Origin of the sequence: Acidimangrovimonas pyrenivorans, from assembly GCF_042643245.1 — a bacterium.
Lineage (GTDB): Bacteria > Pseudomonadota > Alphaproteobacteria > Rhodobacterales > Rhodobacteraceae > Acidimangrovimonas > Acidimangrovimonas pyrenivorans.
Genome location: NZ_JBHRSK010000013.1, coordinates 26,081 through 47,978, shown reverse-complemented (window position 1 = coordinate 47,978; position 21,898 = coordinate 26,081). Strand labels below are relative to the sequence as shown.

General features: G+C 70.1%; 18 protein-coding genes and 1 tRNA gene. 10 read left to right on the top strand and 9 right to left on the bottom strand.

Features of this window, described 5'->3' with window-relative positions:
- Positions 1 to 32: 32 nt before the first annotated feature.
- Positions 33 to 109: transfer RNA gene (locus ACFOES_RS15280), tRNA-Met, on the bottom strand.
- A gap of 262 nt (positions 110 to 371) precedes the next feature.
- On the opposite strand from ACFOES_RS15280, the gene ACFOES_RS15275 reads away from it, so the two are divergent.
- Positions 372 to 977: a cytochrome b/b6 domain-containing protein gene (locus tag ACFOES_RS15275; RefSeq protein WP_377834172.1), complete on the top strand. Its 606-nt coding sequence runs from the start codon at positions 372 to 374 to the stop codon at positions 975 to 977.
- Here the strand turns inward: ACFOES_RS15275 and mprF are convergent.
- A complete protein-coding gene (gene mprF, locus ACFOES_RS15270; protein ID WP_377834171.1) occupies positions 963 to 3,629 on the bottom strand; it encodes a bifunctional lysylphosphatidylglycerol flippase/synthetase MprF in 2,667 nt (888 codons plus the stop codon). The two genes, ACFOES_RS15275 and mprF, sit on opposite strands and share 15 nt — an antisense overlap.
- Before the next feature lie 249 nt (positions 3,630 to 3,878).
- On the opposite strand from mprF, the gene gndA reads away from it, so the two are divergent.
- The 3 genes from gndA to ACFOES_RS15255 all read left to right on the top strand — a co-directional run bounded on the left by gndA (position 3,879) and on the right by ACFOES_RS15255 (position 8,419).
- Positions 3,879 to 5,297, top strand: a complete 1,419-nt coding sequence (gndA, locus tag ACFOES_RS15265) for an NADP-dependent phosphogluconate dehydrogenase (protein ID WP_377834170.1) — start codon at positions 3,879 to 3,881, stop codon at positions 5,295 to 5,297.
- 63 nt (positions 5,298 to 5,360) lie between these two features.
- Complete coding sequence (mutL, locus tag ACFOES_RS15260; RefSeq protein WP_377834169.1) at positions 5,361 to 7,256, top strand: DNA mismatch repair endonuclease MutL; 1,896 nt, start codon at positions 5,361 to 5,363, stop codon at positions 7,254 to 7,256.
- On the top strand, positions 7,253 to 8,419 hold the full coding sequence (locus tag ACFOES_RS15255; protein WP_377834168.1) for a DNA recombination protein RmuC: 1,167 nt from the start codon (positions 7,253 to 7,255) through the stop codon (positions 8,417 to 8,419). Before mutL ends, ACFOES_RS15255 begins: the two co-directional genes overlap by 4 nt.
- Before the next feature lie 91 nt (positions 8,420 to 8,510).
- Here ACFOES_RS15255 and ACFOES_RS15250 read toward each other — a convergent pair whose 3' ends face one another.
- Complete coding sequence (locus ACFOES_RS15250) at positions 8,511 to 9,653, bottom strand: saccharopine dehydrogenase family protein (protein ID WP_377834167.1); 1,143 nt, start codon at positions 9,651 to 9,653, stop codon at positions 8,511 to 8,513.
- A 1-nt stretch (position 9,654) separates the two neighbouring features.
- On the bottom strand, positions 9,655 to 10,722 hold the full coding sequence (locus ACFOES_RS15245; RefSeq protein ID WP_377834166.1) for a saccharopine dehydrogenase: 1,068 nt from the start codon (positions 10,720 to 10,722) through the stop codon (positions 9,655 to 9,657).
- A 121-nt stretch (positions 10,723 to 10,843) separates the two neighbouring features.
- On the opposite strand from ACFOES_RS15245, the gene ACFOES_RS15240 reads away from it, so the two are divergent.
- Positions 10,844 to 12,043, top strand: coding sequence for a hydantoinase/carbamoylase family amidase (locus ACFOES_RS15240; protein WP_377834165.1), 1,200 nt, complete (start codon positions 10,844 to 10,846; stop codon positions 12,041 to 12,043).
- A 70-nt stretch (positions 12,044 to 12,113) separates the two neighbouring features.
- On the opposite strand, the gene truB is transcribed toward ACFOES_RS15240, so the two are convergent.
- Complete coding sequence (truB, locus tag ACFOES_RS15235; protein ID WP_377834164.1) at positions 12,114 to 13,019, bottom strand: tRNA pseudouridine(55) synthase TruB; 906 nt, start codon at positions 13,017 to 13,019, stop codon at positions 12,114 to 12,116.
- Positions 13,020 to 13,106: 87 nt separating this feature from the next.
- Positions 13,107 to 13,529, bottom strand: a complete 423-nt coding sequence (gene rbfA, locus ACFOES_RS15230; protein WP_377834163.1) for a 30S ribosome-binding factor RbfA — start codon at positions 13,527 to 13,529, stop codon at positions 13,107 to 13,109.
- 96 nt (positions 13,530 to 13,625) lie between these two features.
- On the opposite strand from rbfA, the gene dapB reads away from it, so the two are divergent.
- Positions 13,626 to 14,435: a 4-hydroxy-tetrahydrodipicolinate reductase gene (gene dapB / locus ACFOES_RS15225; RefSeq protein ID WP_377834162.1), complete on the top strand. Its 810-nt coding sequence runs from the start codon at positions 13,626 to 13,628 to the stop codon at positions 14,433 to 14,435.
- A gap of 10 nt (positions 14,436 to 14,445) precedes the next feature.
- The gene (locus tag ACFOES_RS15220) at positions 14,446 to 14,952 is read left to right on the top strand and encodes a DUF1643 domain-containing protein (RefSeq protein WP_377834161.1); all 507 of its coding nucleotides are present in this window, start codon (positions 14,446 to 14,448) and stop codon (positions 14,950 to 14,952) included.
- A gap of 90 nt (positions 14,953 to 15,042) precedes the next feature.
- On the opposite strand, the gene ACFOES_RS15215 is transcribed toward ACFOES_RS15220, so the two are convergent.
- Positions 15,043 to 16,206 carry a calcium-binding protein gene (locus tag ACFOES_RS15215; RefSeq protein WP_377834160.1) on the bottom strand — a complete coding sequence of 388 codons (1,164 nt, stop codon included), beginning with the start codon at positions 16,204 to 16,206 and terminating at the stop codon, positions 15,043 to 15,045.
- 324 nt (positions 16,207 to 16,530) lie between these two features.
- Between ACFOES_RS15215 and rpsO the strand changes: the two genes are divergently transcribed.
- The 3 genes from rpsO to ACFOES_RS15200 all read left to right on the top strand — a co-directional run bounded on the left by rpsO (position 16,531) and on the right by ACFOES_RS15200 (position 21,007).
- Positions 16,531 to 16,800 carry a 30S ribosomal protein S15 gene (rpsO, locus tag ACFOES_RS15210; protein ID WP_377834159.1) on the top strand — a complete coding sequence of 90 codons (270 nt, stop codon included), beginning with the start codon at positions 16,531 to 16,533 and terminating at the stop codon, positions 16,798 to 16,800.
- Between the two features lie 619 nt (positions 16,801 to 17,419).
- Entirely contained in the window at positions 17,420 to 19,561 is a 2,142-nt protein-coding gene (gene pnp, locus ACFOES_RS15205; RefSeq protein WP_377834158.1) for a polyribonucleotide nucleotidyltransferase, read from the top strand.
- 243 nt (positions 19,562 to 19,804) lie between these two features.
- The gene (locus ACFOES_RS15200; RefSeq protein WP_377834157.1) at positions 19,805 to 21,007 is read left to right on the top strand and encodes a TIGR03862 family flavoprotein; all 1,203 of its coding nucleotides are present in this window, start codon (positions 19,805 to 19,807) and stop codon (positions 21,005 to 21,007) included.
- Here the strand turns inward: ACFOES_RS15200 and ACFOES_RS15195 are convergent.
- Together ACFOES_RS15195 and ACFOES_RS15190 are read right to left on the bottom strand one after the other, a co-directional pair.
- Positions 20,983 to 21,447, bottom strand: a complete 465-nt coding sequence (locus tag ACFOES_RS15195) for a DUF1203 domain-containing protein (protein WP_377834156.1) — start codon at positions 21,445 to 21,447, stop codon at positions 20,983 to 20,985. The two genes, ACFOES_RS15200 and ACFOES_RS15195, sit on opposite strands and share 25 nt — an antisense overlap.
- A gap of 65 nt (positions 21,448 to 21,512) precedes the next feature.
- Positions 21,513 to 21,896, bottom strand: coding sequence for an HIT domain-containing protein (locus ACFOES_RS15190; protein WP_377834155.1), 384 nt, complete (start codon positions 21,894 to 21,896; stop codon positions 21,513 to 21,515).
- Positions 21,897 to 21,898: the final 2 nt, after the last annotated feature.

Here is a 21,898-nt window from a genome sequence, read left to right as displayed (position 1 = left end):
AGGGTTTTTAGCTTCAAGCTATATTGGGGAAATGGTAGCGGAGGAGGGACTTGAACCCCCGACACGCGGATTATGATTCCGCTGCTCTAACCAACTGAGCTACTCCGCCACAAGGCAGCGCGTAGGTAATGAAGCCGCCGCGGGGCGTCAAGGGGGAATCGTACCCTCGCTGCCGCCGATCGCCCCCATCGCTCCGCGCCATGGGGGCCGGACGGGCGCGCAACTGTTATCGCGCGTGCAGCAAGGAAACGCCGCACTGCGGAAAATGTCAGTTGCCCGTCAGCCCGAGCGCGTTAACTCAGCCCGAGGCGATCGCCCGGTTCCCGGGAATCGGCGATCAGAGCAGTAACGCAAGACATCGGAAGACCCGCATGACCAGAAGCTTGTCCTCGCACGCCGAGAGCGTGCGCCATCCCCTTTTGACCCGCCTGTTCCACGCCTGTTTCGCCCTCGCGATCCTCACCCAGCTGCTGACCAGCCTGGGAATGGAGCCGCCGCGCGGCGGGCGCCCGGCCAATGCCCTGTTCAACCTGCATGAATTCTCGGGCCTCGTGGCCTTCGGCCTCGCCTTCCTGTTCTGGCTGTCGATCCTGATCCGGCGCCGCGGCACGCCGCTGGGGGCGCTGTTTCCCTGGTTCTCGGCCCGGCGCCGCGCCGCCTTCATGGCCGACCTGATCGCCCATGTCCGGGCCGGCCGCCAGCTGCGCCTGCCGCCGCATGTCGACGGCGCCGCCTTCCCGGCCGCGATCCACGGGCTCGGGCTGCTGCTGATGTCCTTCATGGCGGTCTCGGGCACCACCTTCTTCCTGATGGTCCAGAGCGGCGTCTCCTGGAGCTATGCCCGGCCGGTGATCGAGCTGCACGCGCTGTTCGGCAACCTCGCCTGGGTCTACCTGATCGGCCATGCCGGGATGGCGCTGGTCCATCACGTCACCAACAGCCAGCCGATCACCGCGATGTGGTCACTGCGCAGTTGACCTCGCACCGCCGCGGCGGCGCGGACGCTCCGCGCGGGCTTCCGCGTCGCCGGAGATCAGGGCGGTGACGTCGCGCAGCGCGGTCAGCGGCGGCAGGGTGCCCGGCACGGCGAGGTAGCGCGGCTCCCAGTCGGGGCCGAATTTCTGCTTGAAACCGCGCAGGCCGGCAAAGTTGTAGAAGGCGCCGCCATATTTGAACAGCACGGCGCCGAAGCGGTTCCACAGCCGTGCCCCGTGCCGCGTCCGCAGCCCCGCCAGCGGCGCCATGCCGAGGCTGAACCGCGCCAGGCCCTCGTTGCGGCAGGTCTCGATCAGCGCCAGGAACAGGAATTCCATCACCCCGTCCGGCGCCTCGGGGCCGAAGCGCAGCATGTCGATCGTCGCCGCCCGCCGCGCCGGGGTTTCCATCAGGTTGGCGAAGGCGACGATCCGGCCGGCCCTGCGCGCGACGCCGATCCGGCATCTCTGCAGGTAGGCGGGATCGACCCGGCCGACCGAGAACCGTTTCTCGCGGCCCTGCATCTGGCCCAGCCAGGCGTCGGAGACGCGCCGCAGCTCGGCCAGCAACTCGGCGCTGTGCGGCGGCGGCAGCAGCTCGAACGAGATCCCCTCGCGCAGGGCCTGCGCCCGCAGCTCGCGCAGCGGCGCCCGGGCCGGTCCCTCCAGCTCGAAGGCCGGCAGCTCGATCACCGCCTCCTCGCCGATCTTGTTGACGCTCAGCCCCATCTCGACCCAGATCGGCAGGTAGCGTTCGGACAGTTCGTAGAAAACCGGGCGGCAGCCGGCGGCATAGGCGGCGTCGAAGAAGGCCCAGGCAAGGTCGGGCACGGCCAAGGCCGGGCCGACCGGATCGCCATAGGCGACCCAGGACTTGCCCTGGACGCCGTACATGATGAAGGCGTCGTTGTTTTCCGAGAAGTAGAAGGTCTTGTCGCCCGACAGCGCCAGCATGGCCTCGGGCGCCTCCTGCTTGGCGACGATCGCCGCCGCCTGTGCCAGCGCCGCGGCGTCGGGCGACGCGCTATGGGCCCGGGCCGGCTGCATCGCCAGGTAGATCAGCGCGAAGGTCATCAGCGCCGTCGCTGCCAGCCCGGCGCGCAGCGCGCGCGGCGCGTTGGCATCGGTGGCGAAGCGCAGCAGGATCTCATGTGAATAGGGCATGTTCTCCTGCATCAGGTAGAGGAAGCCGGCGGCCGAGAGCAGAATCGAGAAGATCAGCACGAACCAGCCCGGCGAGAGCAGGTTCTGGGTCAGCCGCGCAGCGCGCGAGAACTCGCCGCGGATCGGCCACAGCACCGCGGCGGCGACCAGAAGCAGCCCCGCGCTCTTGATGTCGAGCCCGTTGGCGAGCGAGGCGACGGCGCCCGCTGCCAGCGCCGCCTCGGTCAGCCAGAACGCCGCCGAGATCCGGCGCAGCAGCCCCTGGGCGAGCAGGATCATCAGCACCCCCAGCACCGCCGAGGCCAGCGCCCCGCCTTCCAGCAGGATCGCCGAGAGCAGATCGTGCGGGTAATAGGTGTCGGGCCGCACGCTGGGCATCAGCGCCATCAGGAGCAGGTAGACGCCGAGGCCGAGCACCATCGTGCCGGTGGCGGCCGGGGCGACGCCGCTCATCGCCCTGCTGACCGGCGTCATCGTTTCGGAAACGCCGCCCATCATCCGCGCGATCGGGCCCGAGGCCAGCCGCGCCTCGTTGATCGAGATCGCCAGCATGGCGATGCCGAAGGGGACGAGGTAGTAGATCATCCGGAACAGCAGCAGCGCCACCGCCGCGTGCTCGACGCTGACCCCGGCCGGCAACGCCGCGATCACCACGCTTTCGAACACCCCCAGCCCGCCGGGCACGTGGCTGAGCACCCCGACCATCACCGCCGTGGCATAGACGACGAGGAAGGTGAGGAAATCCGGCGCCCCCTGCGGCATCAGCACGTAGAGCGCCAGCGCCGCGGCGCAGGTGTCGATCGCGGTGAAGGCGAGCTGGCCCAGCAGGATGCCCGGCGACGGCGCCCGCAGCTCGAACCGCCACAGCTTCAGGCCGCGGCCGGTGACCGAGATCCAGCCCATCACCAGCACGACGAGGATCAGCGCCACCAGCGCCAGCAGCCGCAATTGGTGCAACGGCAGGGCCATGACATTGACCAGCGCGTCGGGCCGCAGCGACAGCGCCGCCAGGCCGATGACGCTGATCCCCAGGCCGAAGGCGAGGGCGACGAAGGTCGAGATCGCGGCGATCTCCATCGCGTTGATGCCGAAGGCGGAATAGATCCGGTAGCGCACCGCGCCGCCCGACAGGATCGAGATGCCGATGGTGTTGCCCAGCGAATAGCCGAGGAAACCGCCGGCCGCGACCACCGGGAAGGGCAGCTTGCGGCCGATATGGCGCAGCGCCGACCAGTCGTAGCCGATGAGGGCGGCATAGCCCGCCGCCGTCGCCCCCAGCGCGGCCAGCAGCGACGATGTCGGCATCGCCCGGGCGCCGGCCAGCACGTCGCTCATCTTGATCGGGCCCAGCAGGCGGACCAGCGCGAAGATGCCGGCGGCGAACAGGCCGATGCCGACCAGAACCGGCGCCGCCTGGCGCAACCGGGTCAACAGCCTGTGCCCCGCTTCGGCCGCCGTCGTGCCGTCGGTCTCTGCCCTGTCGTCCTGCATCCAGACGCCCCTGTCTCCTCCCGCCGGCAGCCCGAGCGCCACGGCTTGCCCCAGCCGCGAACGCCGGCTCGGCCGGTCCGGCCCTCTCTTGTTCCCGTGGGGCGCGAAAAATCAAGCCCTGACGGTGGACCGCCGCGCCGAAATGCGCGGCCGACCGCCACCGTCGCGCGCCGGCCGGGCGCGGCTTGCCCCGTCCGGCCCCGGGGTCTACCTCTGTCGCAGCGGGGCGCAACCGGCGGAGGATCGACGATGGGCAAGGCGGATATCGGGCTGGTCGGCCTGGGCACGATGGGCGCCGCGCTGGCGCTGAACATCGCCGAAAAGGGCCACGACATCGCGGTCTGGAACCGCACGCCATCCGTGACGCGGGATTTCCATGCCGGCGCCGGCGCGCTGGCCGACCGTATCGTCCCGACCGAGACGCTGGAAGAGCTCGTCGCCGCGCTGCAACCGCCGCGGGCGATCATGCTGATGGTGCCGGCCGGCGCGCCGGTCGATCAGCAGATCGCGGCGCTGCGGCCGCTGCTCGAGGCCGACGACCTGATCATCGACGCCGGCAATGCCGATTTCCACGATACCGAACGCCGGGCCAGGGCGGCCGCCGAGGCCGGCCATCCCTATCTCGGCATCGGCGTCTCGGGCGGCGAAGAAGGGGCGCGCCACGGCCCGGCGATCATGGGCGGCGGTCCCAGGCCGGCCTGGGACCGGGTCGCCCATATCCTCACCGCCATCGCCGCCGACTACCAAGGCACGCCCTGCGCGACCTGGATGGGCGAGGGCGGCGCCGGCCATTTCGTCAAGACGGTCCATAACGGCATCGAATATGCCGACATGCAGATGATCGCCGAGGCCTATGGCGCGATGCGCGACGGGCTCGGGATGCCCCCTGCCGCCATCGCCGAGGTCTTCGCCCGGTGGAATGACGGCCCGCTGCAATCCTACCTGATCGAGATCTCGGCCACCGTTTCCGCCGCCACCGATCCGGCGACCGGCCAACCGATGCTCGACGTCATCCTCGACCGCGCGGGGCAGAAGGGCACCGGCCGCTGGACTGCGATCGAGGCCCAGCACCTCGCCGCCCCGGTCCCCGCGATCGAGGCCGCGGTGGCGGCGCGCAACCTCTCGGCCCGGCTCGCGGAGCGGCAGGTCGGGGCCGGGATCTTCGGCGCGCCGCAGCCGCTGGCGCCCGAGGCGCTGGGGATCGACCAGCTCGAACAGGCGCTGATCGCGGGCAAGGTGCTGTGCTACGCCCAGGGCTTCGGGCTGCTGGCGATGGCCTCCGAGGCCTATGGCTGGGACCTGCCGATGGCCGGCATCGCCCGGGTCTGGCGCGCCGGCTGCATCATCCGTTCGGCGATGCTGAACGACATGGCCGCGGCGCTCGAGGACGCCCCGGCCCGCAACCTGATCTTCGCCCCGGACTTCTCAGCGCGGCTGCAGACCGCCCTGCCCGGCTTGCGCGCCACTGTCGCCACCGGCGCCAGCGCCGGGCTGCCGCTGCCCGCGCTCGCCGCCGGGCTGGGCTGGTTCGACACCATGCGCTCGGCCCGGACCACCGCCAACCTGATCCAGGCCCAGCGCGACTTCTTCGGCGCCCACGGCTTCGAGCGGGTCGACGGCGGCGGCTCCGGCCAGCACGGCCCCTGGGCCGGTCACGGCATGGGCTGAGACCGGCCGCAAGCATGGAAAGCGATATGGCCGAATCTCCGGCCCCGTGCTAATCCTAGTGGGATGAACGCAGAGAGCCGCAAAATAAGCCCCGCTGGCGCCCGCCCGGTGATCCGCCAGCTCGACGAATCCGCGATCAACCGGATCGCGGCGGGCGAGGTGGTCGAACGTCCGGCCTCGGCGGTGAAGGAGCTGATCGAGAACGCGCTCGATGCCGGCGCGCGGCGGATCACGGTCGAGCAGGCGGATGGCGGCAAGACGCTGATCCGGATCACCGATGACGGTTGCGGCATGACGCCCGAGGAACTGCCGCTGGCGCTGGCCCGCCACGCGACCTCGAAGATCGACGGCTCGGACCTGCTCAACATCCACAGCTTCGGCTTCCGCGGCGAGGCGCTGCCCTCGCTGGGGGCGGTCGGGCGGCTGACCATCACCTCGCGCGCCGAGGGGTCGGAGGCGGCGCAGATCGCCGTCGCCGGCGGCCGGATTGCGCCGGTCAAGCCCGCCGCCCTGTCGCGCGGCACCGTGGTCGAGCTGCGCGACCTGTTCTACGCCACCCCGGCGCGGCTGAAATTCCTCCGCTCGGACCGGGCCGAGACCCAGGCGATCTCGGAGGTGGTCAAGCGGCTGGCGATGGCCGAGCCCTTCGTCTCCTTCACCCTGCGCGACGTCTCGGGCGGCGGCGAGGGAAGGGTCACCTTCCGCGCCGACGGCCAGAGCGGCGACATGTTCGACGCCCTGCACGGCCGCCTCGCCCGGGTGCTTGGCAACGAGTTCGCCGAGAACGCGCTGCGCATCGACGCCGAGCGCGAGGGGCTGCACCTGACCGGCTATGCCGCGCTGCCGACCTATTCGCGCGGCTCCTCGGTGGCGCAGTTCCTGTTCGTCAACGGAAGGCCGGTGCAGGACAAGGTGCTGATCGGTGCCCTGCGCGCGGCCTATTTCGACTTCCTCAGCCGCGACCGCCACCCGGCCGCCGTGCTCTATATCGACTGCGACCCGCAGCTGGTCGACGTCAACGTCCATCCGGCCAAGTCCGAGGTCCGGTTCCGCGATCCCGGGCTGGCGCGCGGGCTGATCGTCTCGGCCCTGCGCCATGCCCTGGCCGAGGCCGGGCACCGCGCCTCGACCACCGTCGCCGGTGCCACCCTCGGCGCGATGCGGCCCGAGGGCGCCGGCCAGCCCCCGCGCGTCTACCAGATGGACCGGCCGTCGCAGGGGGCGATCCAGTCGTCCTACCGCTTCCAGGCGCCGCCGGGCGAGGCGCCGGACTACGCGCCCGCCCCGGCCTACAACCCGGCGCCGATGTCGGGCTTTGCCGAGGCGCCGATGCCCTCGGCCAGGGTCGAGGAGACCGCGCAGGAGGTCGAGCAGATCCACCGTCCGCTCGGTGCCGCACGGGCGCAGGTGCACGAAAACTACATCATCGCCCAGACCGAGACCGGCATCGTCATCGTCGACCAGCACGCCGCGCACGAGCGGCTGGTCTACGAGAAGCTCAAGCACCAGATGGCCGAGACCGGCGTCGCCGCCCAGGCGCTGCTGATCCCCGAGATCGTCGAGCTGTCCGAGGCCGACGCCGCCCGCCTGCTCGATTTCGCCGAGGACCTCGCCCGGCTCGGCCTGACGCTGGAACCCTTCGGCGGCGGTGCGGTCGCGGTGCGCGAGACCCCGGCGATCCTCGGCCAGGTCGACGCCAGCGGCCTGATCCGCGACATCCTCGACGAGCTGGCCGACATGGGCGACAGCCAGACGCTGCAGGCAAGGATCGAGGCGGTGCTGAGCCGCATGGCCTGCCACGGCTCGGTCCGCTCGGGCCGCTGGATGCGGGCCGAGGAGATGAACGCGCTCTTGCGCGAGATGGAGGCGACGCCGCATTCGGGCCAGTGCAATCACGGCCGCCCGACCTATGTCGAGCTGCGGCTGGCCGATATCGAACGGTTGTTCGGACGGACATGATCAAGATCGGCGAACAGGTATTCGCGTGGAACGATCCGCTGGTGCTGGGCGTCGGCGGCGTGGTCGCGCTGCTGGTGATCCTGCTGCTGCTGGTGTTGCGCGCCGCCGGGCGCTCGGCGCGCTCGGCCGATCCGCTGCTGAAGGAACTCGGCTGGCTCGGCCAGCGGGTGCAGATGCTGTCGGACGGGCAGGAGCGGCTGGCCGGCGGGCTGCACCATGTCTCGGAGAGCCAGGCGGTCAGCCAGTCCTCGATGCTGCAGCTGATGGAGAAGCGGCTGGCCGAGGTGCAGGAGAAGATGGGCGAGAGCCTGCACGGCACCGCCACCCGCACCGCGCGCAGCCTTGGCGAGTTGCAGCAGCGGCTGGAGACCATCGACCGCGCCCAGGCCAAGATCGAGAAGCTGTCGGGCGACGTCCTGTCCCTGCAGGACATCCTGTCGAACAAGCAGACCCGTGGCGCCTTCGGCGAGATCCAGCTCCACGACATCGTCCAGAAGGCGCTGCCGTCGGACAGCTTCACCATGCAGGCGACGCTGTCGAACGGCCGCCGGGCCGACTGCCTGATCCACCTGCCCAACCCGCCCGGGCCGATCGTCATCGACAGCAAGTTCCCGCTGGAAGCCTACGAGGCGCTGCGCCGGGCCAGCAACCAGGCCGAACTCAACGAGGCCGCCCGCGGCCTGCGCACCGCCGTCCGCGCCCATATCAAGGCGATCTCGGACCGCTACATCCTCGAAGGCGAAACCGCCGACGGCGCGCTGATGTTCCTGCCCTCGGAAGCCGTCTATGCCGAGCTGCACGCCAATTTCCCCGAGCTGGTGCGCGAGGGTTTCACCGCCCGGGTCTGGATCGTCTCGCCCACCACCTGCATGGCGACGCTGAACACGATGCGCGCGGTGCTCAAGGACGCGCGGATGCGCGAGCAGGCCGGCGCCATCCGCAAGGAGCTGTCGATGCTCTATGCCGATGTCGAGCGGCTGGGCAGCCGGGTCGAGAACCTCGATCGCCATTTCGGCCAGGCGGCGAAGGACATCGCCGAGATCAAGATCTCGTCCGACAAGGCGACGCGGCGGGCGCGGCGGCTGGACAATTTCGACTTCGAGGAACTGGCGCCGGAGAGCGAGACGGCGGTGGTGCCGCTGACCAAGCCGGGCGAGGGCTGAGAGAAAGGCCGGGGGGTTTCACCCCCGGACCCCCAGGATATTTTCATGAAGATGAACGGGAAAGGGGCCCTCGTCCCTTCCCCGCTTCAGGTCAGCCGAGGTGGTCGACCACCGCCATGTATTGCGCCTGGCCCTTGACAACGTCGAGCCAGCGATTGACCAGCTTGAGATCATGCGGCGCCGGGTGGACGCCGGCCGGGATCTCGCGATTGGCGACCGCCTCGATCGCCAGCGAGACCGGGATCGAGACCAGCCGCGCCATCGCCGTGCCGCGGGCATCGCCGGCGGCGTCCATGGCGTAGGTCTTGTGATAGACCGGCACGCCGTCCTTCTCGGCCTTGAGCGAGACGAAGAGGACGACGCGATCGGCCTCGCCCTCCTCATAGGCGTTGTCGCGCCAGAACTGGTCCGACATCTCCTTGAGCCGCGCCTCGCCGGCCTCGCCCTCCAGGGTCTCGATCTCGGCGAAGATGTCCTTCCAGGCCTCGGACCAGCCGTTGAGCCGGATCGTGCCGCGGACGAAGTCGCGCAGTTTCCAGCCCGGGTCGAAGCGGTAATCCTGGATGAAGGGCATGCTGTCGCGGTTGGGATAGACCTCGAAGCTTTCCGGCACCGGCAGCGGCGCGTCGTAGCGGCTGATCGCGTCCCAGGGCCGGGCGACCTCGAGCTCGGTGAACTGGCGCAGGCTGCGCGAGGGCGAGCGCAGCGCCTTCAGCACGCCCAGCGGCGACCAGCTGAACTTGTAGCGGAACGCGTTCGGCACCTTGGGGAAGCCGCCGCAATAGGAGGTGAAGGAGATCACGTTGGCGCCGTCATAGGCCTTGGAGGCGCGGTAATCGGCGACCAGCCAATGCGCCATCAGGTGGTCGATGCCCGGGTCGAGCCCGACCTCGTTGACCGACACCAGCCCCTTGTCGCGGAAGGCGGCGTCCAGGTCTTTCATCTCGGGCGCGATATAAGAGGAGGAGACGAAATGCGCCCCCTTTTCGAGGCAGGCCCTGGCGATCAGCACATGGTTGTCGGCCGGCAGCATCGAGACGGCGATATCGCCCGGCTGCAGCGCCGCGGTCAGGGCTTCGAGGCTGTAGGGCCGGATGTCGTCGGTCAGGTCGCCCACCGCCGCACGCGCCTTCTCGACCGTGCGGTTCCAGACGGCGACCTCGTGGCCGGCCTCGATGAGGCGGCGCAAGCCGGGGATGGCGGATAGGCCGGTGCCGCACCAGTGGATCGTCATGTCATGCCTCCTGTCGGATCGTTGCGATATGGCGGTCGTATTCCGCCCTGGCCCGGCCCCAGACGCCGTCGCCGAGCGCATCGAGCGTCATGAGCGAGGGCAGAAGCTGGCCGGCGTAGTCGATCGAGCTTTCCACCGGCAGCATCGAGGGCAGGTTGTCGATGGCGGTGACGTCGAGCGGCGGGTTCTCGGCCACCCGCAGCGCCGGTGCATCCCAGTCGGTCACCCGGTCATAGACCTTGACCGGCGAGAAATCCGAGCTCGGGTCGCAGGCGATGTCGCCGATCACGGTCAGCTTGCGCGGCGCGCTCACGGCGTCGGCCGGAACGAAGACCGGGCAGCCGGGGCGGGCGAGAATGCAGTTGAGGAAGATCTCGTGCTCCAGCACCTCGGGGAACGGCCCGCCATGGGCGGTTTCGGCGATGTCCCACTTGGTGACGGCAACCCCCATGATGTCGCACAGGTCGGCCGCGCCGGTGCCGACCCGACCCAGAGCGCCGATCACCAGCGCCCGCGGACGGGCGGCGCCGATCGCGTCGAGTTCCGCCTTCAGCTCGTCCAGCAGCGCATCCTTGCCGGGATATTGCCGGACCGGGCCGGCGATCTCGCCCCGCTGCTGCGCCGCCCAGCATTTCAATGCCACGGCGGCACCGGCGAAACCGGCCCAGTAGCCGAAGGCGGCGACGCGGCGGCCGGCCTCGTCGACGAGGTATTCGAGGTCGTAGAGCGTGCCACCGCCGGCATTGAAGCGCCTAAGCAGCTCCCGCCCCGCCGGCTGACCCTTGTAGGCATGGCCGAACATGATGTGGCGATGAACCAGCGGGGTGCCGTCCTCGGGCAGTTCCTTGAGGCCGAAGACGATGGCGTCGCGCGGGGCGTCGGGCCAGGAATTCTCGGCCGCGATCTCGCAGCCGGCGGCGCGGTAGCCGTCGATCGGAATCGCCCGGACCGAGCTTTCCTCGACCGTCACCCGCATCCCCGCCTCGACCAGCGCCGCGGCGCCGTCCGGGGTCAGCCCCACGCGTTCCTCGTTGGGCCGCTGCTCGGCCCGCACCCACAGATGTGTCATCCGCCTCGGCTCCTTTGTCTCGCGCTCCTGCCTATGCCAAAGCGCGGGCCGCGCCAAGGGTTGGCGTTCGCCTCGCCGCGCTGCTAGTCAAGGGGGCAGAAACCATCCGAAAGGCGCCGCCATGACCCCCGATTCCGACCGCTTCCTTGCCAGCCTGCACGCCCTACGCGCCATCGGCGCCGTCGGCACCGGGGTCGTGCGCCCGGCCTATTCCGACACCGACATCGAGGCGCGCAAATGGCTGGCCGAGCAGTTCCGCGAGGCCGGGCTGACGCCCTATTTCGACCCGGTCGGCAACCTGTTCGGCCTCGCCGGCGACGGGCCCAGCCTGCTGATGGGCTCGCATAGCGACACCCAGCCCGAGGGCGGCTGGCTCGACGGTGCGCTCGGCGTGATGGCGGCGCTGGAAATCGCGCGGGCCTCGAAGGAGGCCGGCGGGCCGCCGATCTCGGTGGTCTCGTTCCAGGACGAGGAAGGGCGCTACGGCGTCACCACCGGCAGCACGGTCTGGTCCGGTGGCCGCAGCCTCGAAGAGGCCGACAAGCTCAACGCCTCTGACGGCACCACCTATGCCGAAGGCCGGGCGCGGATGGCCGATCTGGTCAGCGGCGATTTCCTCGATCCGTCGCGCTTCACCGGCTTCATCGAGACCCATATCGAGCAGGGCCCCTATCTGGATACCGAGGGCGAGGCGGTCGGTGTCGTTACCTCGATCGTCGGCATCCGCAACATGCAGATCACCTTCACCGGCCAGAGCAACCACGCCGGCACCACGCCGATGCACCTGCGCCGCGACGCCTTCCAGGGGCTGGTCGAGTTCGCCGCGCGCCTGAATGTCCGCTTCGCCGAGGTGGTGCGGCCCGAGACGGTCTGGACCATCGGCCATGTCGCCCTCACCCCCAACGGCGCCTCGATCGTGCCGGGCAAGGCCGCCTTCTCGATGCAGTGGCGCGACGGCGATCCGCAGCGGCTGAACGCGATGGAGGCCATCGTCCGCACGACGGCCGAGGAGGTGACCAGGGAACGCGGGCTGGAACTGGACTACGGCCCGCTGCTGGGGCTGGAACCGGTGGCGATGAACGACCGGCTGCAGCAGGCGCTGGCCGATGCCGCCGAGGCCGAGGTGCCGGGCCGCTGGCGCCGGATGCCCTCGGGCGCCTTGCACGACGCCACCAACGTGGCGCGGCACATGCCCGTCGCGATGCTGTTCGTGCCGTCGATCAACGGCATCAGCCACAATTTCGACGAGGATACCGACGAGGCCGACCTCGTCACCGGGCTCAAGGTCTTGGCCCGGGCGGTGAGCAGCCTGTCGGGGTGAGATCGGCGGAGAGGCCGGGGGTTTCACACCCCCGGACCCCCGTGGGATATTTGCGTGAAGATGAAAAGGGCTACTGGTTGAACACCCGGCTGGGGTGCAGTTCGCCGGCCTTGTAGAGGCCGACGGCGACCGCCTTGCCCTGGTAGCTGGCCCAGGCCTCGTCGCCGAATTCGACATCCGAGGCGAGGACCATGCCCGGATTGCCGTTCTTCAGCCGCGCCGCGCCTTCGGCTGTCGCCTTCAGTTCCGGCAGCTCGGCGAGGCCCGTTTCCAGCGGCAGCAGGTAGGCGTCGAGCGCCTCGGTCTTGGCGTGTTCGTCCAGCAGCTCGAGGCTGACGCCCTGCTCGGCCTCGAACGGGCCCGACCAGGTCCGGCGCAGGCTCTGGACATGGCCGAGGCAGCCCAGCGCCCGGCCGAGATCGCGGGCGATCGAGCGGACATAGCCGCCCTTGCCGCAGACCATTTCCAGCTCGACATGGTCGGCATCGGGGCGCGAGATCACCTCGAGGCTCTCGACCCAGAGCGGGCGGGCCTCCAGCTCGATCTCCTCGCCCTCGCGGGCGAGGTCATAGGCGCGCTCGCCCGCGACCTTCACGGCCGAGAATTTCGGCGGCACCTGCAGGATGTCGCCGCGGAAGGCCGGCAGGGCGGCGGCGATCTCTTCGTCGCTGGGGCGGCGATCCGAGCTCTCGATCACCGCGCCTTCGGCGTCATCGGTGGTGGTGGCGGCGCCGAAGGTGACGGTGAAGCGGTAGCATTTCAGCGCGTCGGTGATGTAGGGCACGGTCTTGGTCGCCTCGCCCAGCGCCACCGCCAGCACCCCGGTCGCATCCGGGTCGAGCGTGCCGGCATGGCCCGCCTTCCTGGCGTCGAAGGCCCAGCGGACCTTGTTGACGACGGAGGTCGAGGTGATGCCCGCCGGCTTGTCGACGACCAGCCAGCCCGAGATGTCGCGCCCCTTGCGCTTGCGTGCCATATGCCCCTCCGAAGAGCCGCTGCGAAGAAAGCCCGCCTGCTAGCGCGGCACGGCCGGCCCGTCAACGGGGCCTGTCAACGGGGCCGGTCACTCGGTGCCGCCGTCCTCGTCCGTCTCGCCGGCGACGTCGCGCTTGACGGTCTCTTCGTTGAGCAGCCGCCTTGTCTCGTCCATCTGGTCGAAGGTCCGGTCGAGGGCGAAGCGCAGCTCGGGCGCGAATTTCAGCGACAGCTCCTTGGCGACAAGGTGGCGCAGCTCGCGGGTGTTGCGGCGCAGCCCGGCCAGCGCCTCCTCGGCCCCCTGCCCGCCCAGCGGCAGGACATAGGCCGTGGCGACCTTGAGGTCGGGCGAGCAGCGCACCTCGCCCACGGTGATCGAGATCCGGTTGAGATCCGGGTCGTGGACGTCGCCGCGCAGCAGCACGTCGGACAGGCGGCGGCGGATCAGCTCGCCGACGCGGAGCTGACGTTGCGAGGGGCCGGAGCCCGTGTTGAAGCGGTTCGATGCCATCCGCGTCAGATAGGGTATCGCAGGCGCCACGGCAACCGGGCTTTGCCAAGCGGGCACGAAGCGGATAAACGACGCGAAAGACAGAGGGAGAGCGCCATGACCGACTTGCCGGGTATCGTCATCACCGGGGCCTCGGGCCGGATGGGCCAGATGCTGGTCAAGACCGTGAGCGAAAGCGACAAGGCGCGGCTGGTCGGCTGCGTCGAGCGCGCCGGCCATCCCTGGATCGGCCAGGATATCGGCGTGGCGATGGGCGGGCCGGAACTGGGCGTCACCGTGACCGACGACGCGCTGGTCGCCTTTTCCCGCGCCCAGGCGGTGATCGACTTCTCGGCCCCGGCGGCGACGGTGGAATTCGTCAAGCTCGCCGCCCAGGCCCGCGCCTGCCATGTCATCGGCACTACCGGGCTGGCGCCCGAGCACCTGCGCCATATCGAGCTGGCCGCCCGCCACGCGCCGATCGTCCGGGCCGGCAACATGAGCCTCGGCGTCAACCTGCTGGTCCAGCTGACCCGCAAGGTGGCGGCGGCGCTGGACGCCGATTTCGACATCGAGGTCGTCGAGGCCCATCACCGCCACAAGGTCGACGCGCCCTCGGGCACGGCGCTGATGCTGGGCGAGGCGGCGGCCGAGGGCCGCGGCGTCGAACTGGGCGAGGTCGCCGACCGCGGCCGCGACGGCATCACCGGCGCCCGCGAGCGCGGCCATATCGGTTTCTCGGCGATCCGCGGCGGCGACATCGTCGGCGAGCATGACGTGATTTTCGCCGCCGATGGCGAGCGCATCGTGCTGCGCCACGTCGCCACCGACCGGGCGATCTTCGCCCGCGGCGCGCTCAAGGCCGCGCTCTGGGGCCAAGACCGGGCGCCGGGCGAATACGACATGTTCGACGTGCTCGGCCTCTGACGCCCGCCGCATGATCACCCGCAGCCATACCAAGGGCGACGCGCCCTCGACCGCGGTCTATTCGCCCTGCGAAAGCTACCGCTACCTGCTGACCCGGACCTGGGACGCGGGCGGGCGCAAGGCGCTGTTCATCATGCTCAACCCCTCGACCGCGACCGAGGTCCAGAACGACCCGACGGTCGAACGCTGCGAGCGCCGCGCCCGGGCACTTGGCTTCGGCGCCTTCCGGGTCTGCAACATCTTCGCCTGGCGCGACACCGACCCGAAGAAGATGCGCGCAGCCGCCGATCCGGTCGGGCCGGAAAACGATGCCGCGATCCTGGAAAGCTGTGACTGGGCCGACCAGATCATCTGCGCCTGGGGCGCCCATGGTGCGCATCTCGACCGCGGCGCGGCGGTCGAGAACCTGCTCCGCGCCACCGGCCTGCCGCTTTACCATCTCGGCCTGACCAAGGCCGGCCAGCCCAAGCACCCGCTCTATATCAGCTACGACCGCCAGCCCGAGCCCTGGGACTGAGCCCGCCGCCCAGCCGCTGCGCCTCCCGGCCGCCGCGGAAACGATCCCGAGCGGTGCGTCCGGCGGCCGGGGCCTGGCCCGCGCCCGCCGTCAGCCCCGACGCAGGTCGATATCCTCGGGCCGCAGCCCGGCGCCGCCCTGGATCTCGGCCAGGCGTGCACCGTCGAGCGTGACATAGACCGAATTGCCATTGCCCGGCTCGACCCCCACCACCGGCAGCCGCTGGGTCGCCGGATCGACCAGCACGACCAGCCTGTCCTGCGCACCATCGAAATCGTGGACCACCGCCGGGCCGGCGGTTTCGTCGCCGCGCGCCTCCGGACCGTCCGGCCCGCCCTCGCCCAGCACGAAGAGATCGCTGCCCGCGCCGCCGGTGCCGTGATCGCCGGCCCCCAGCATCAGCCGGTCGTCGCCGGCGCCGCCGTTGAGGTAATCGGTGCCGTCCGGCGCCACCGGATGCCTGGCCCGCGACCCGATCAGCAGGTCGTCGCCCGCCCCGCCGTCCAGCGTGTCGCCGCCGCTCCCGCCGATCATCACGTCCGCGCCGGCATCGCCGACCAGGGCATCGTCGCCGCGGCCGCCGCTCAGGCTGTCGGCCCCGTCGCCCCCGATCAGCGTATCGGCGCCGCCGCCGCCGACAAGAACGTCCCGACCGCTCTGCCCGGCGAGAGAATCGTCACCGACGCGGCCCTCCAGCCGGTCGTCGTCCGCGCCGCCGGTCAGCGTGTCGTCGCCGGCCTCGCCCTGCAGCGTATCCGCACCGCCTTCGCCTGCCGCCCAGTCGTTGCCCGCGCCGCCCCGGATCAGGTCGGGGCCGGCTCGGCCGTTCATCAGGTCGACCCCAGCGCCGCCCTCGATCCTGTCGGCCGCCTGCGTGCCCGAGAGGATGTCATCGCCCGGCCCGCCGAGAAGCTCTGCGCCGGCCTGGCCCCCGCCGCCTGTCCCGTCCCGGCCCGTGCCGTCGTGATCGGCGCCGTGCTGGTCCGTCGCCGTGCCGGAGCCCGCGCCCTCCCGGGCCTCCGCCCCCGCCCCGTCATCGGGGCTCGTCTCCGGGCTCCCCTTCCCGCCGTCGATCGCGTCGAGCAGGTCGCCACCGTTCATGTCATGCGCCGTGCCACCCGCCCCGGCGGCGCCGTGTTCGTCCTCGGCGGCCGCGTCACCGCCGCCGTCACTGCCGTCATGGGTCCCCCCGACGAACAGGTCAGCGAACAGGCCGAGCCCAAGGATTCCGAACAGACTTGCCAGCCCCAGCATTGCCGCCCCTCCAATCTCCGTCGCGCGCCACGCCGTGCGCACGTCCGTTAACACATTGTTCAGCAATGAAGATTACGCGCGCCGACCGTGGCGCAAACAAGGCCGGCGGCCGGCGGAGGGGCGGCAGAAAGATCGGGTTTTAGCGATCGCCGCGCCGGCGCGGGCGGCGCCGAGGGCGGCGGCGCCGAATTCCCCCTTTCCTTTTGCGGCGATTCCCCCTATACGCGCCCATCCGTCCCCGGATGCGCCGGGGCGGACCCTCCAAGGGCCCTGCTGGACGACATCCCGGCTTGCGCCATAACCCTTTTGTTCAAGGAGACCCCGATGTCGATCACCGCCGACGAGAAAGCCCGCGTCATCAAGGAATTCGGCACCAAGGAAGGCGACACCGGCTCGCCCGAGGTCCAGGTTGCCATCCTCAGCTCGCGGATCGCCACGCTGACGGAACACTTCAAGACCCACAAGAAGGACAACCATTCCCGCCGTGGGCTGCTGATGATGGTCGCCCAGCGCCGCAAGCTGCTGGACTACCTCAAGGGCAAGGACGAAGGCCGCTACCAGGACCTGATCAAGCGTCTCGGCCTGCGCCGCTAAGCGTCCGGCACAGCCAGTTTCAGGAGGTCGGGGCCCGCGCCCCGGCCTCTTTTTCTTTCGGCGCTCGCCCTTTGGCCGGGGGCGCGCGCCTTGGGCCCTTTGCGAACATCGCTGCCAGACGGCACCACCAGCAGGGCGAGTGCCTGCCCGTGGGGTGGCGCTCGCAGCCGTCGAGCGACGCGCTTTATGGCAACCAAGCCCCGCCAGAATACTTGCGTCGCGTGCCGGCCTCCAAAGCGCCAGCCCGCCGGGACGGGCAGGCGCTCGCCCTGCGCGTTACACGCGCGCACCGGGCGGAGCGGCGCAGAGCAGGACGATCCGTTTCCTCCGCGAAGCGGAACAACGCGCTTTCGGGACGCCGCCACACGTCTCCCGGTTCCAGCCAAGCCGGCGGAAGCTTGGCGGGATGGAACCGGATGCGCCGGGCGCGCCGGCCCGGAGCCCGTTTCGGCTTTCCGCTTCCAAATCGGCGCAAACTGCTGTATGGCCCCGGCATCTGAGACGTGACGCCTTCGGCCCCCGGGCGCGTGCAACAGGATAGGGGGCGGCGGCAATGGGGCCGCCATGCAAACGGGAGACCCGGGAGGGCCCGGGAGTGCTCCCTCATAGGATACGCTAGATGTTCAACGTTACCAAAAAGTCCATCGAGTGGGGCGGTGAGACCCTCACTCTGGAAACGGGCAAGGTCGCCCGCCAGGCCGACGGTTCGGTCATCGCCACGCTCGGCGAGACCTCGGTCATGGCCAACGTGACCTTCGCCAAGGCGCCGAAGCCGGGGCAGGACTTCTTCCCGCTCACGGTCCACTACCAGGAAAAATACTACGCCGCGGGCAAGGTTCCCGGCGGCTTCTTCAAGCGCGAGGCCCGGCCGTCCGAGAAAGAGACGCTGACCGCCCGCCTGATCGACCGTCCCTGCCGGCCGCTGTTCGTGCCGGGCTTCAAGAACGAAGTCCTCGTCATGTGCACCGTGCTGAGCCATGACCTGGTCAACGAGCCCGACATCGTCGCCATGATCGCCGCCTCGGCCGCCCTGACCATCTCGGGCGTGCCGTTCATGGGCCCGATCGCCGGCGCCCGCGTCGGCTTCGCCGACGGCGAATACGTCCTCAACCCGGACGTCGACGACATGCAGAAGCTGCGCGAGAATCCCGAGCAGCGGCTCGACCTCGTCGTCGCCGGCACCAAGGACGCGGTGATGATGGTGGAATCGGAAGCCTACGAGCTTTCGGAAGCCGAGATGCTGGGCGCCGTGAAGTTCGGCCACGAGGCGATGCAGCCGGTGATCGACCTCATCATCGACCTCGCCGAGGACGCCGCCAAGGAACCCTTCGACTTCACCCCGCCCGATTACAGCGCCCTCTACGAGAAGGTGAAGGCCGCCGGTGAGGACCAGATGCGCGCCGCTTTCGCCATCCGCGACAAGCAGGAACGCACCAACGCGATCGCCGCCGCCCGCGACGCCATCAAGGCGGCGCTGAGCGAGGAAGAGCTGGAAGACCCGAACCTCGGCTCGGCCTTCAAGAAGCTGGAAAGCTCGATCCTGCGCGGCGACATCATCTCGGGCGGCGCCCGGATCGACGGCCGCGACCGCGAGACGGTGCGCCCGATCGTGGCGGAAACCGGCATCCTGCCGCGCACCCACGGCTCGGCCCTGTTCACCCGCGGCGAGACCCAGGCGCTGGTGGTCACCACGCTGGGCACCGGCGAGGACGAGCAGATCATCGACGCGCTGCACGGCAACTACCGCTCGAACTTCCTGCTGCACTACAACTTCCCGCCCTACTCGGTCGGCGAGGTTGGCCGTGTGGGTAGCCCGGGCCGGCGCGAGATCGGCCATGGCAAGCTGGCCTGGCGCGCGCTGCAGGCGGTGCTGCCGGCGGCGACCGACTTCCCCTACACCCTGCGCCTGGTCTCCGAGATCACCGAGTCGAACGGCTCGTCCTCGATGGCCACGGTCTGCGGCTCGTCGCTGGCGATGATGGATGCCGGCGTGCCGCTGAAGGCCCCGGTGGCCGGCGTCGCCATGGGCCTGATCCTCGAAGAGGATGGCCGTTGGGCGGTCCTGACCGACATCCTGGGCGACGAGGACCACCTCGGCGACATGGACTTCAAGGTCGCGGGCACCGAAGACGGCATCACCTCGCTGCAGATGGACATCAAGGTCGCCGGCATCACGCCGGAGATCATGGAGCAGGCCCTGGCCCAGGCCAAGGACGGCCGGATGCATATCCTGGGCGAGATGGCCAAGGCGATCTCGGCCCCGCAGGGCTTCAGCGAATACGCGCCGAAGATCGAGACCATGCAGATCGCGACCGACAAGATCCGCGAAGTGATCGGCTCGGGCGGCAAGGTGATCCGCGAGATCGTGGAAACCTCGGGCGCCAAGGTCGACATCAACGACGACGGCGTGATCAAGATCGCCTCGAGCGATGCCGAGGCGATCAAGAAGGCCCATGACATGATCTGGTCGATCGTGGCCGAGCCGGAAGAAGGCAAGATCTACACCGGCAAGGTGGTCAAGCTGGTCGATTTCGGCGCCTTCGTGAACTTCTTCGGCAAGCGCGACGGCCTGGTCCATGTCAGCCAGATCGCCAACAAGCGCCTCAACCACCCCTCGGACATGCTGAAAGAGGGCCAGGAGGTGAAGGTCAAGCTGCTCGGCTTCGACGACCGCGGCAAGGTGCGGCTCGGCATGAAGATGGTCGACCAGGAGACCGGCGAGGAAATCTCGCCCGAGAAGAAGAAGGAAGACGCCGAGTAAGGCGGCCTTTCCGACAGATCGGGGCCCCGGCGGAAACGCCGGGGCCTTTTTCGTTGGAGAGCCCCCCTGCCGGGCAGCCGTTGCCTTTGCGGCCGTTGCCGTCTGGCACGACATGCACAGGCGAGCAGGGGGCGAGCTTGGCCCGACCTCCTGCAACATCTCGCAATGCACATCAAACCCATCGTGCCCCTTGCCTGACGCCGCCGAGGATGCGACAGCGACGAGGCCCGCGGGAAAACCAGCATGACCGACACGCCACAGGACCCATTCGACGCGCTGATCGTCGGCGCCGGCCCGGCCGGGCTGATGGCGGCCGAGGAACTGGTGCGCGCCGGCCATCGGGTGCTGATGGCCGAAGCCAAGCCGAGCCCGGCGCGGAAGTTCCTGATGGCCGGGAAATCCGGGCTCAACCTGACCAAGGACGAGCCCCTCGAAACCTTCCTGGGCGCCTATGACGAGGCCGCCGGCTGGCTGCGGCCGATGCTGGCCGAATTCGGCCCGGCGGAGGTCCAGGACTGGGCGCGCGGGCTGGAACAGGAGGTCTTCACCGGCTCCTCGGGCCGGGTCTTCCCTACCGCGATGAAGGCGTCGCCGCTGCTGCGCGCCTGGCTCAAACGCCTCGACAGTCTCGGCGTCACCCTGCGCACCCGCTGGCGCTGGCAGGGCTTCGATGGTGCCGCGCTGGTCTTCGACACCCCCGAAGGCCGCCGCCGGCTGCGCCCCCGTATCACCGTGCTGGCGCTTGGCGGGGCGAGCTGGTCAAGGCTGGGCTCGGACGGCGCCTGGGCGCCGTGGCTGGCCGAAAGGGGCGTCGCACTGGCCCCGTTCCAGCCCGCCAACATGGGCTTCCGCGGCGACTGGTCCGACCACATGGCCCGGCATTTCGGCGCCCCGGTGAAGGGCACCGCGCTCTGCGTCGGAGACCGGCGCCTGCGGGCCGAGTTCGTCATCTCCGAGCGCGGGCTCGAGGGCGGCGGCATCTACGCCGTCTCGCGGGCCCTGCGCGAAGGCGCGGCGCTGGCGCTCGACCTCATGCCCGACCTGGCGCAAGCCGAGATCTCGGCCCGCCTCGCCCGCCGCGGCAAAGCGAGCCTGGCCAACCACCTGCGCAAGGCGCTGCGGCTCGACCCGGCGCGGATCGCGCTGCTCCAGGAATGGGGCCGGCCGTTGCCGACCGAGCCTGCACAACTGGCGCGATTGCTCAAGGCGCTGCCGGTGCCATTGCAGGGCCCGCGGCCGCTGGACGAGGCCATCTCGACCGCCGGCGGCATCGCCCGGAAGGCGCTCACCGACGATCTCGAGCTGCGCGCCCTGCCCGGGGTCTTCGCCGCCGGCGAGATGCTGGACTGGGAGGCGCCGACCGGCGGCTACCTGCTGACCGGCTGCCTCGCCACCGGGCGCTGGGCCGGGCGGGCGGCGGTTCAGGCGCTCTCGACCCGCAGCTGATAGCAGTTGTTCGCCGCCGAGCGGACATGGACATAAGCCACGTCGTCGCGGGCCAGCAATTCCTCGCAGCGGTCGGGGATCGCCGGTGTCGCCACCACCCCGCCGGTGCCGTAGACGATGCGGTCGTCGGCGCCGTAGCCGCGGACGATGTATTGCGGCGCGGCCAGCATGTCCGGAAGCTCCGCCCCGCCACCGGCCGCGCAGGGATCGGCGCAGAGGAAGATCGGCCCGCATTCGGCATAGGGCTGCAGCGCCGGAAAGGGGCGGTGGGCAAGGACCAGATAGTCGCGGCCGGCCGGCACCGGGGACAGGCAATGGCGGCAGGGCACGCCGACGCCGTCGGATGTGCGACGCTCGGGCCGCTGGCCGTTGGCGTCCGGGCCGCCGGCCTGCAGGGCGCGGACGGTCTCGGTGGGAATGGGAATGAAACGTATGGCCATGGGGCACCTCCTGCCCCCTGGCCTAGCCGGGCCGCCCCCTGCGGCGCGACCCGGTTCCTGCGGCTTCAGTCCCGCCGCTGCAGCATCCGCCCCAGTGGTCGGCCGCCGAGGACGTGGACGTGCAGGTGCGGCACCTCCTGCACCCCGGATTCGCCGGCATTCGAGATCGTGCGATAGCCGCCGCCGCCCTCGCCCGGCCGCACGCCCAGCATCTCGCAGACCTTGCCGATGGTGCGGATGTAGTCGACGATCTCGGCATCCGTCGCCTCGGTGGCGAAATGGTCGTAGGTGACGTAGGGGCCCTTGGGGATCACCAGCACATGGACCGGCGCCTGCGGGTTGATGTCCTCGAAGGCCAGCGTGTGCTCGGTCTCGAGCACGGTCTTGTTCGGGATCTCGCCGCGCAGGATGCGGGCAAAGATATTCTGGTCGTCATAGTTATAGGGCATGG

Bases quoted from the DNA above. Each gene is read 5' to 3' on its own strand.
- dapB (WP_377834162.1), top strand. From the start codon at position 13,626: ATGACCGACTTGCCGGGTATCGTCATCACCGGGGCCTCGGGCCGGATG.
- ACFOES_RS15220 (WP_377834161.1), top strand. From the start codon at position 14,446: ATGATCACCCGCAGCCATACCAAGGGCGACGCGCCCTCGACCGCGGTC.
- ACFOES_RS15215 (WP_377834160.1), bottom strand. From the start codon at position 16,206: ATGCTGGGGCTGGCAAGTCTGTTCGGAATCCTTGGGCTCGGCCTGTTC.
- ACFOES_RS15255 (WP_377834168.1), top strand. From the start codon at position 7,253: ATGATCAAGATCGGCGAACAGGTATTCGCGTGGAACGATCCGCTGGTG.
- pnp (WP_377834158.1), top strand. From the start codon at position 17,420: ATGTTCAACGTTACCAAAAAGTCCATCGAGTGGGGCGGTGAGACCCTC.
- ACFOES_RS15245 (WP_377834166.1), bottom strand. From the start codon at position 10,722: ATGACACATCTGTGGGTGCGGGCCGAGCAGCGGCCCAACGAGGAACGC.
- ACFOES_RS15195 (WP_377834156.1), bottom strand. From the start codon at position 21,447: ATGGCCATACGTTTCATTCCCATTCCCACCGAGACCGTCCGCGCCCTG.
- mprF (WP_377834171.1), bottom strand. From the start codon at position 3,629: ATGCAGGACGACAGGGCAGAGACCGACGGCACGACGGCGGCCGAAGCG.
- ACFOES_RS15190 (WP_377834155.1), bottom strand. From the start codon at position 21,896: ATGCCCTATAACTATGACGACCAGAATATCTTTGCCCGCATCCTGCGC.
- ACFOES_RS15200 (WP_377834157.1), top strand. From the start codon at position 19,805: ATGACCGACACGCCACAGGACCCATTCGACGCGCTGATCGTCGGCGCC.
- ACFOES_RS15240 (WP_377834165.1), top strand. From the start codon at position 10,844: ATGACCCCCGATTCCGACCGCTTCCTTGCCAGCCTGCACGCCCTACGC.
- rbfA (WP_377834163.1), bottom strand. From the start codon at position 13,529: ATGGCATCGAACCGCTTCAACACGGGCTCCGGCCCCTCGCAACGTCAG.
- rpsO (WP_377834159.1), top strand. From the start codon at position 16,531: ATGTCGATCACCGCCGACGAGAAAGCCCGCGTCATCAAGGAATTCGGC.
- gndA (WP_377834170.1), top strand. From the start codon at position 3,879: ATGGGCAAGGCGGATATCGGGCTGGTCGGCCTGGGCACGATGGGCGCC.
- mutL (WP_377834169.1), top strand. From the start codon at position 5,361: ATGAACGCAGAGAGCCGCAAAATAAGCCCCGCTGGCGCCCGCCCGGTG.
- ACFOES_RS15250 (WP_377834167.1), bottom strand. From the start codon at position 9,653: ATGACGATCCACTGGTGCGGCACCGGCCTATCCGCCATCCCCGGCTTG.
- ACFOES_RS15275 (WP_377834172.1), top strand. From the start codon at position 372: ATGACCAGAAGCTTGTCCTCGCACGCCGAGAGCGTGCGCCATCCCCTT.
- truB (WP_377834164.1), bottom strand. From the start codon at position 13,019: ATGGCACGCAAGCGCAAGGGGCGCGACATCTCGGGCTGGCTGGTCGTC.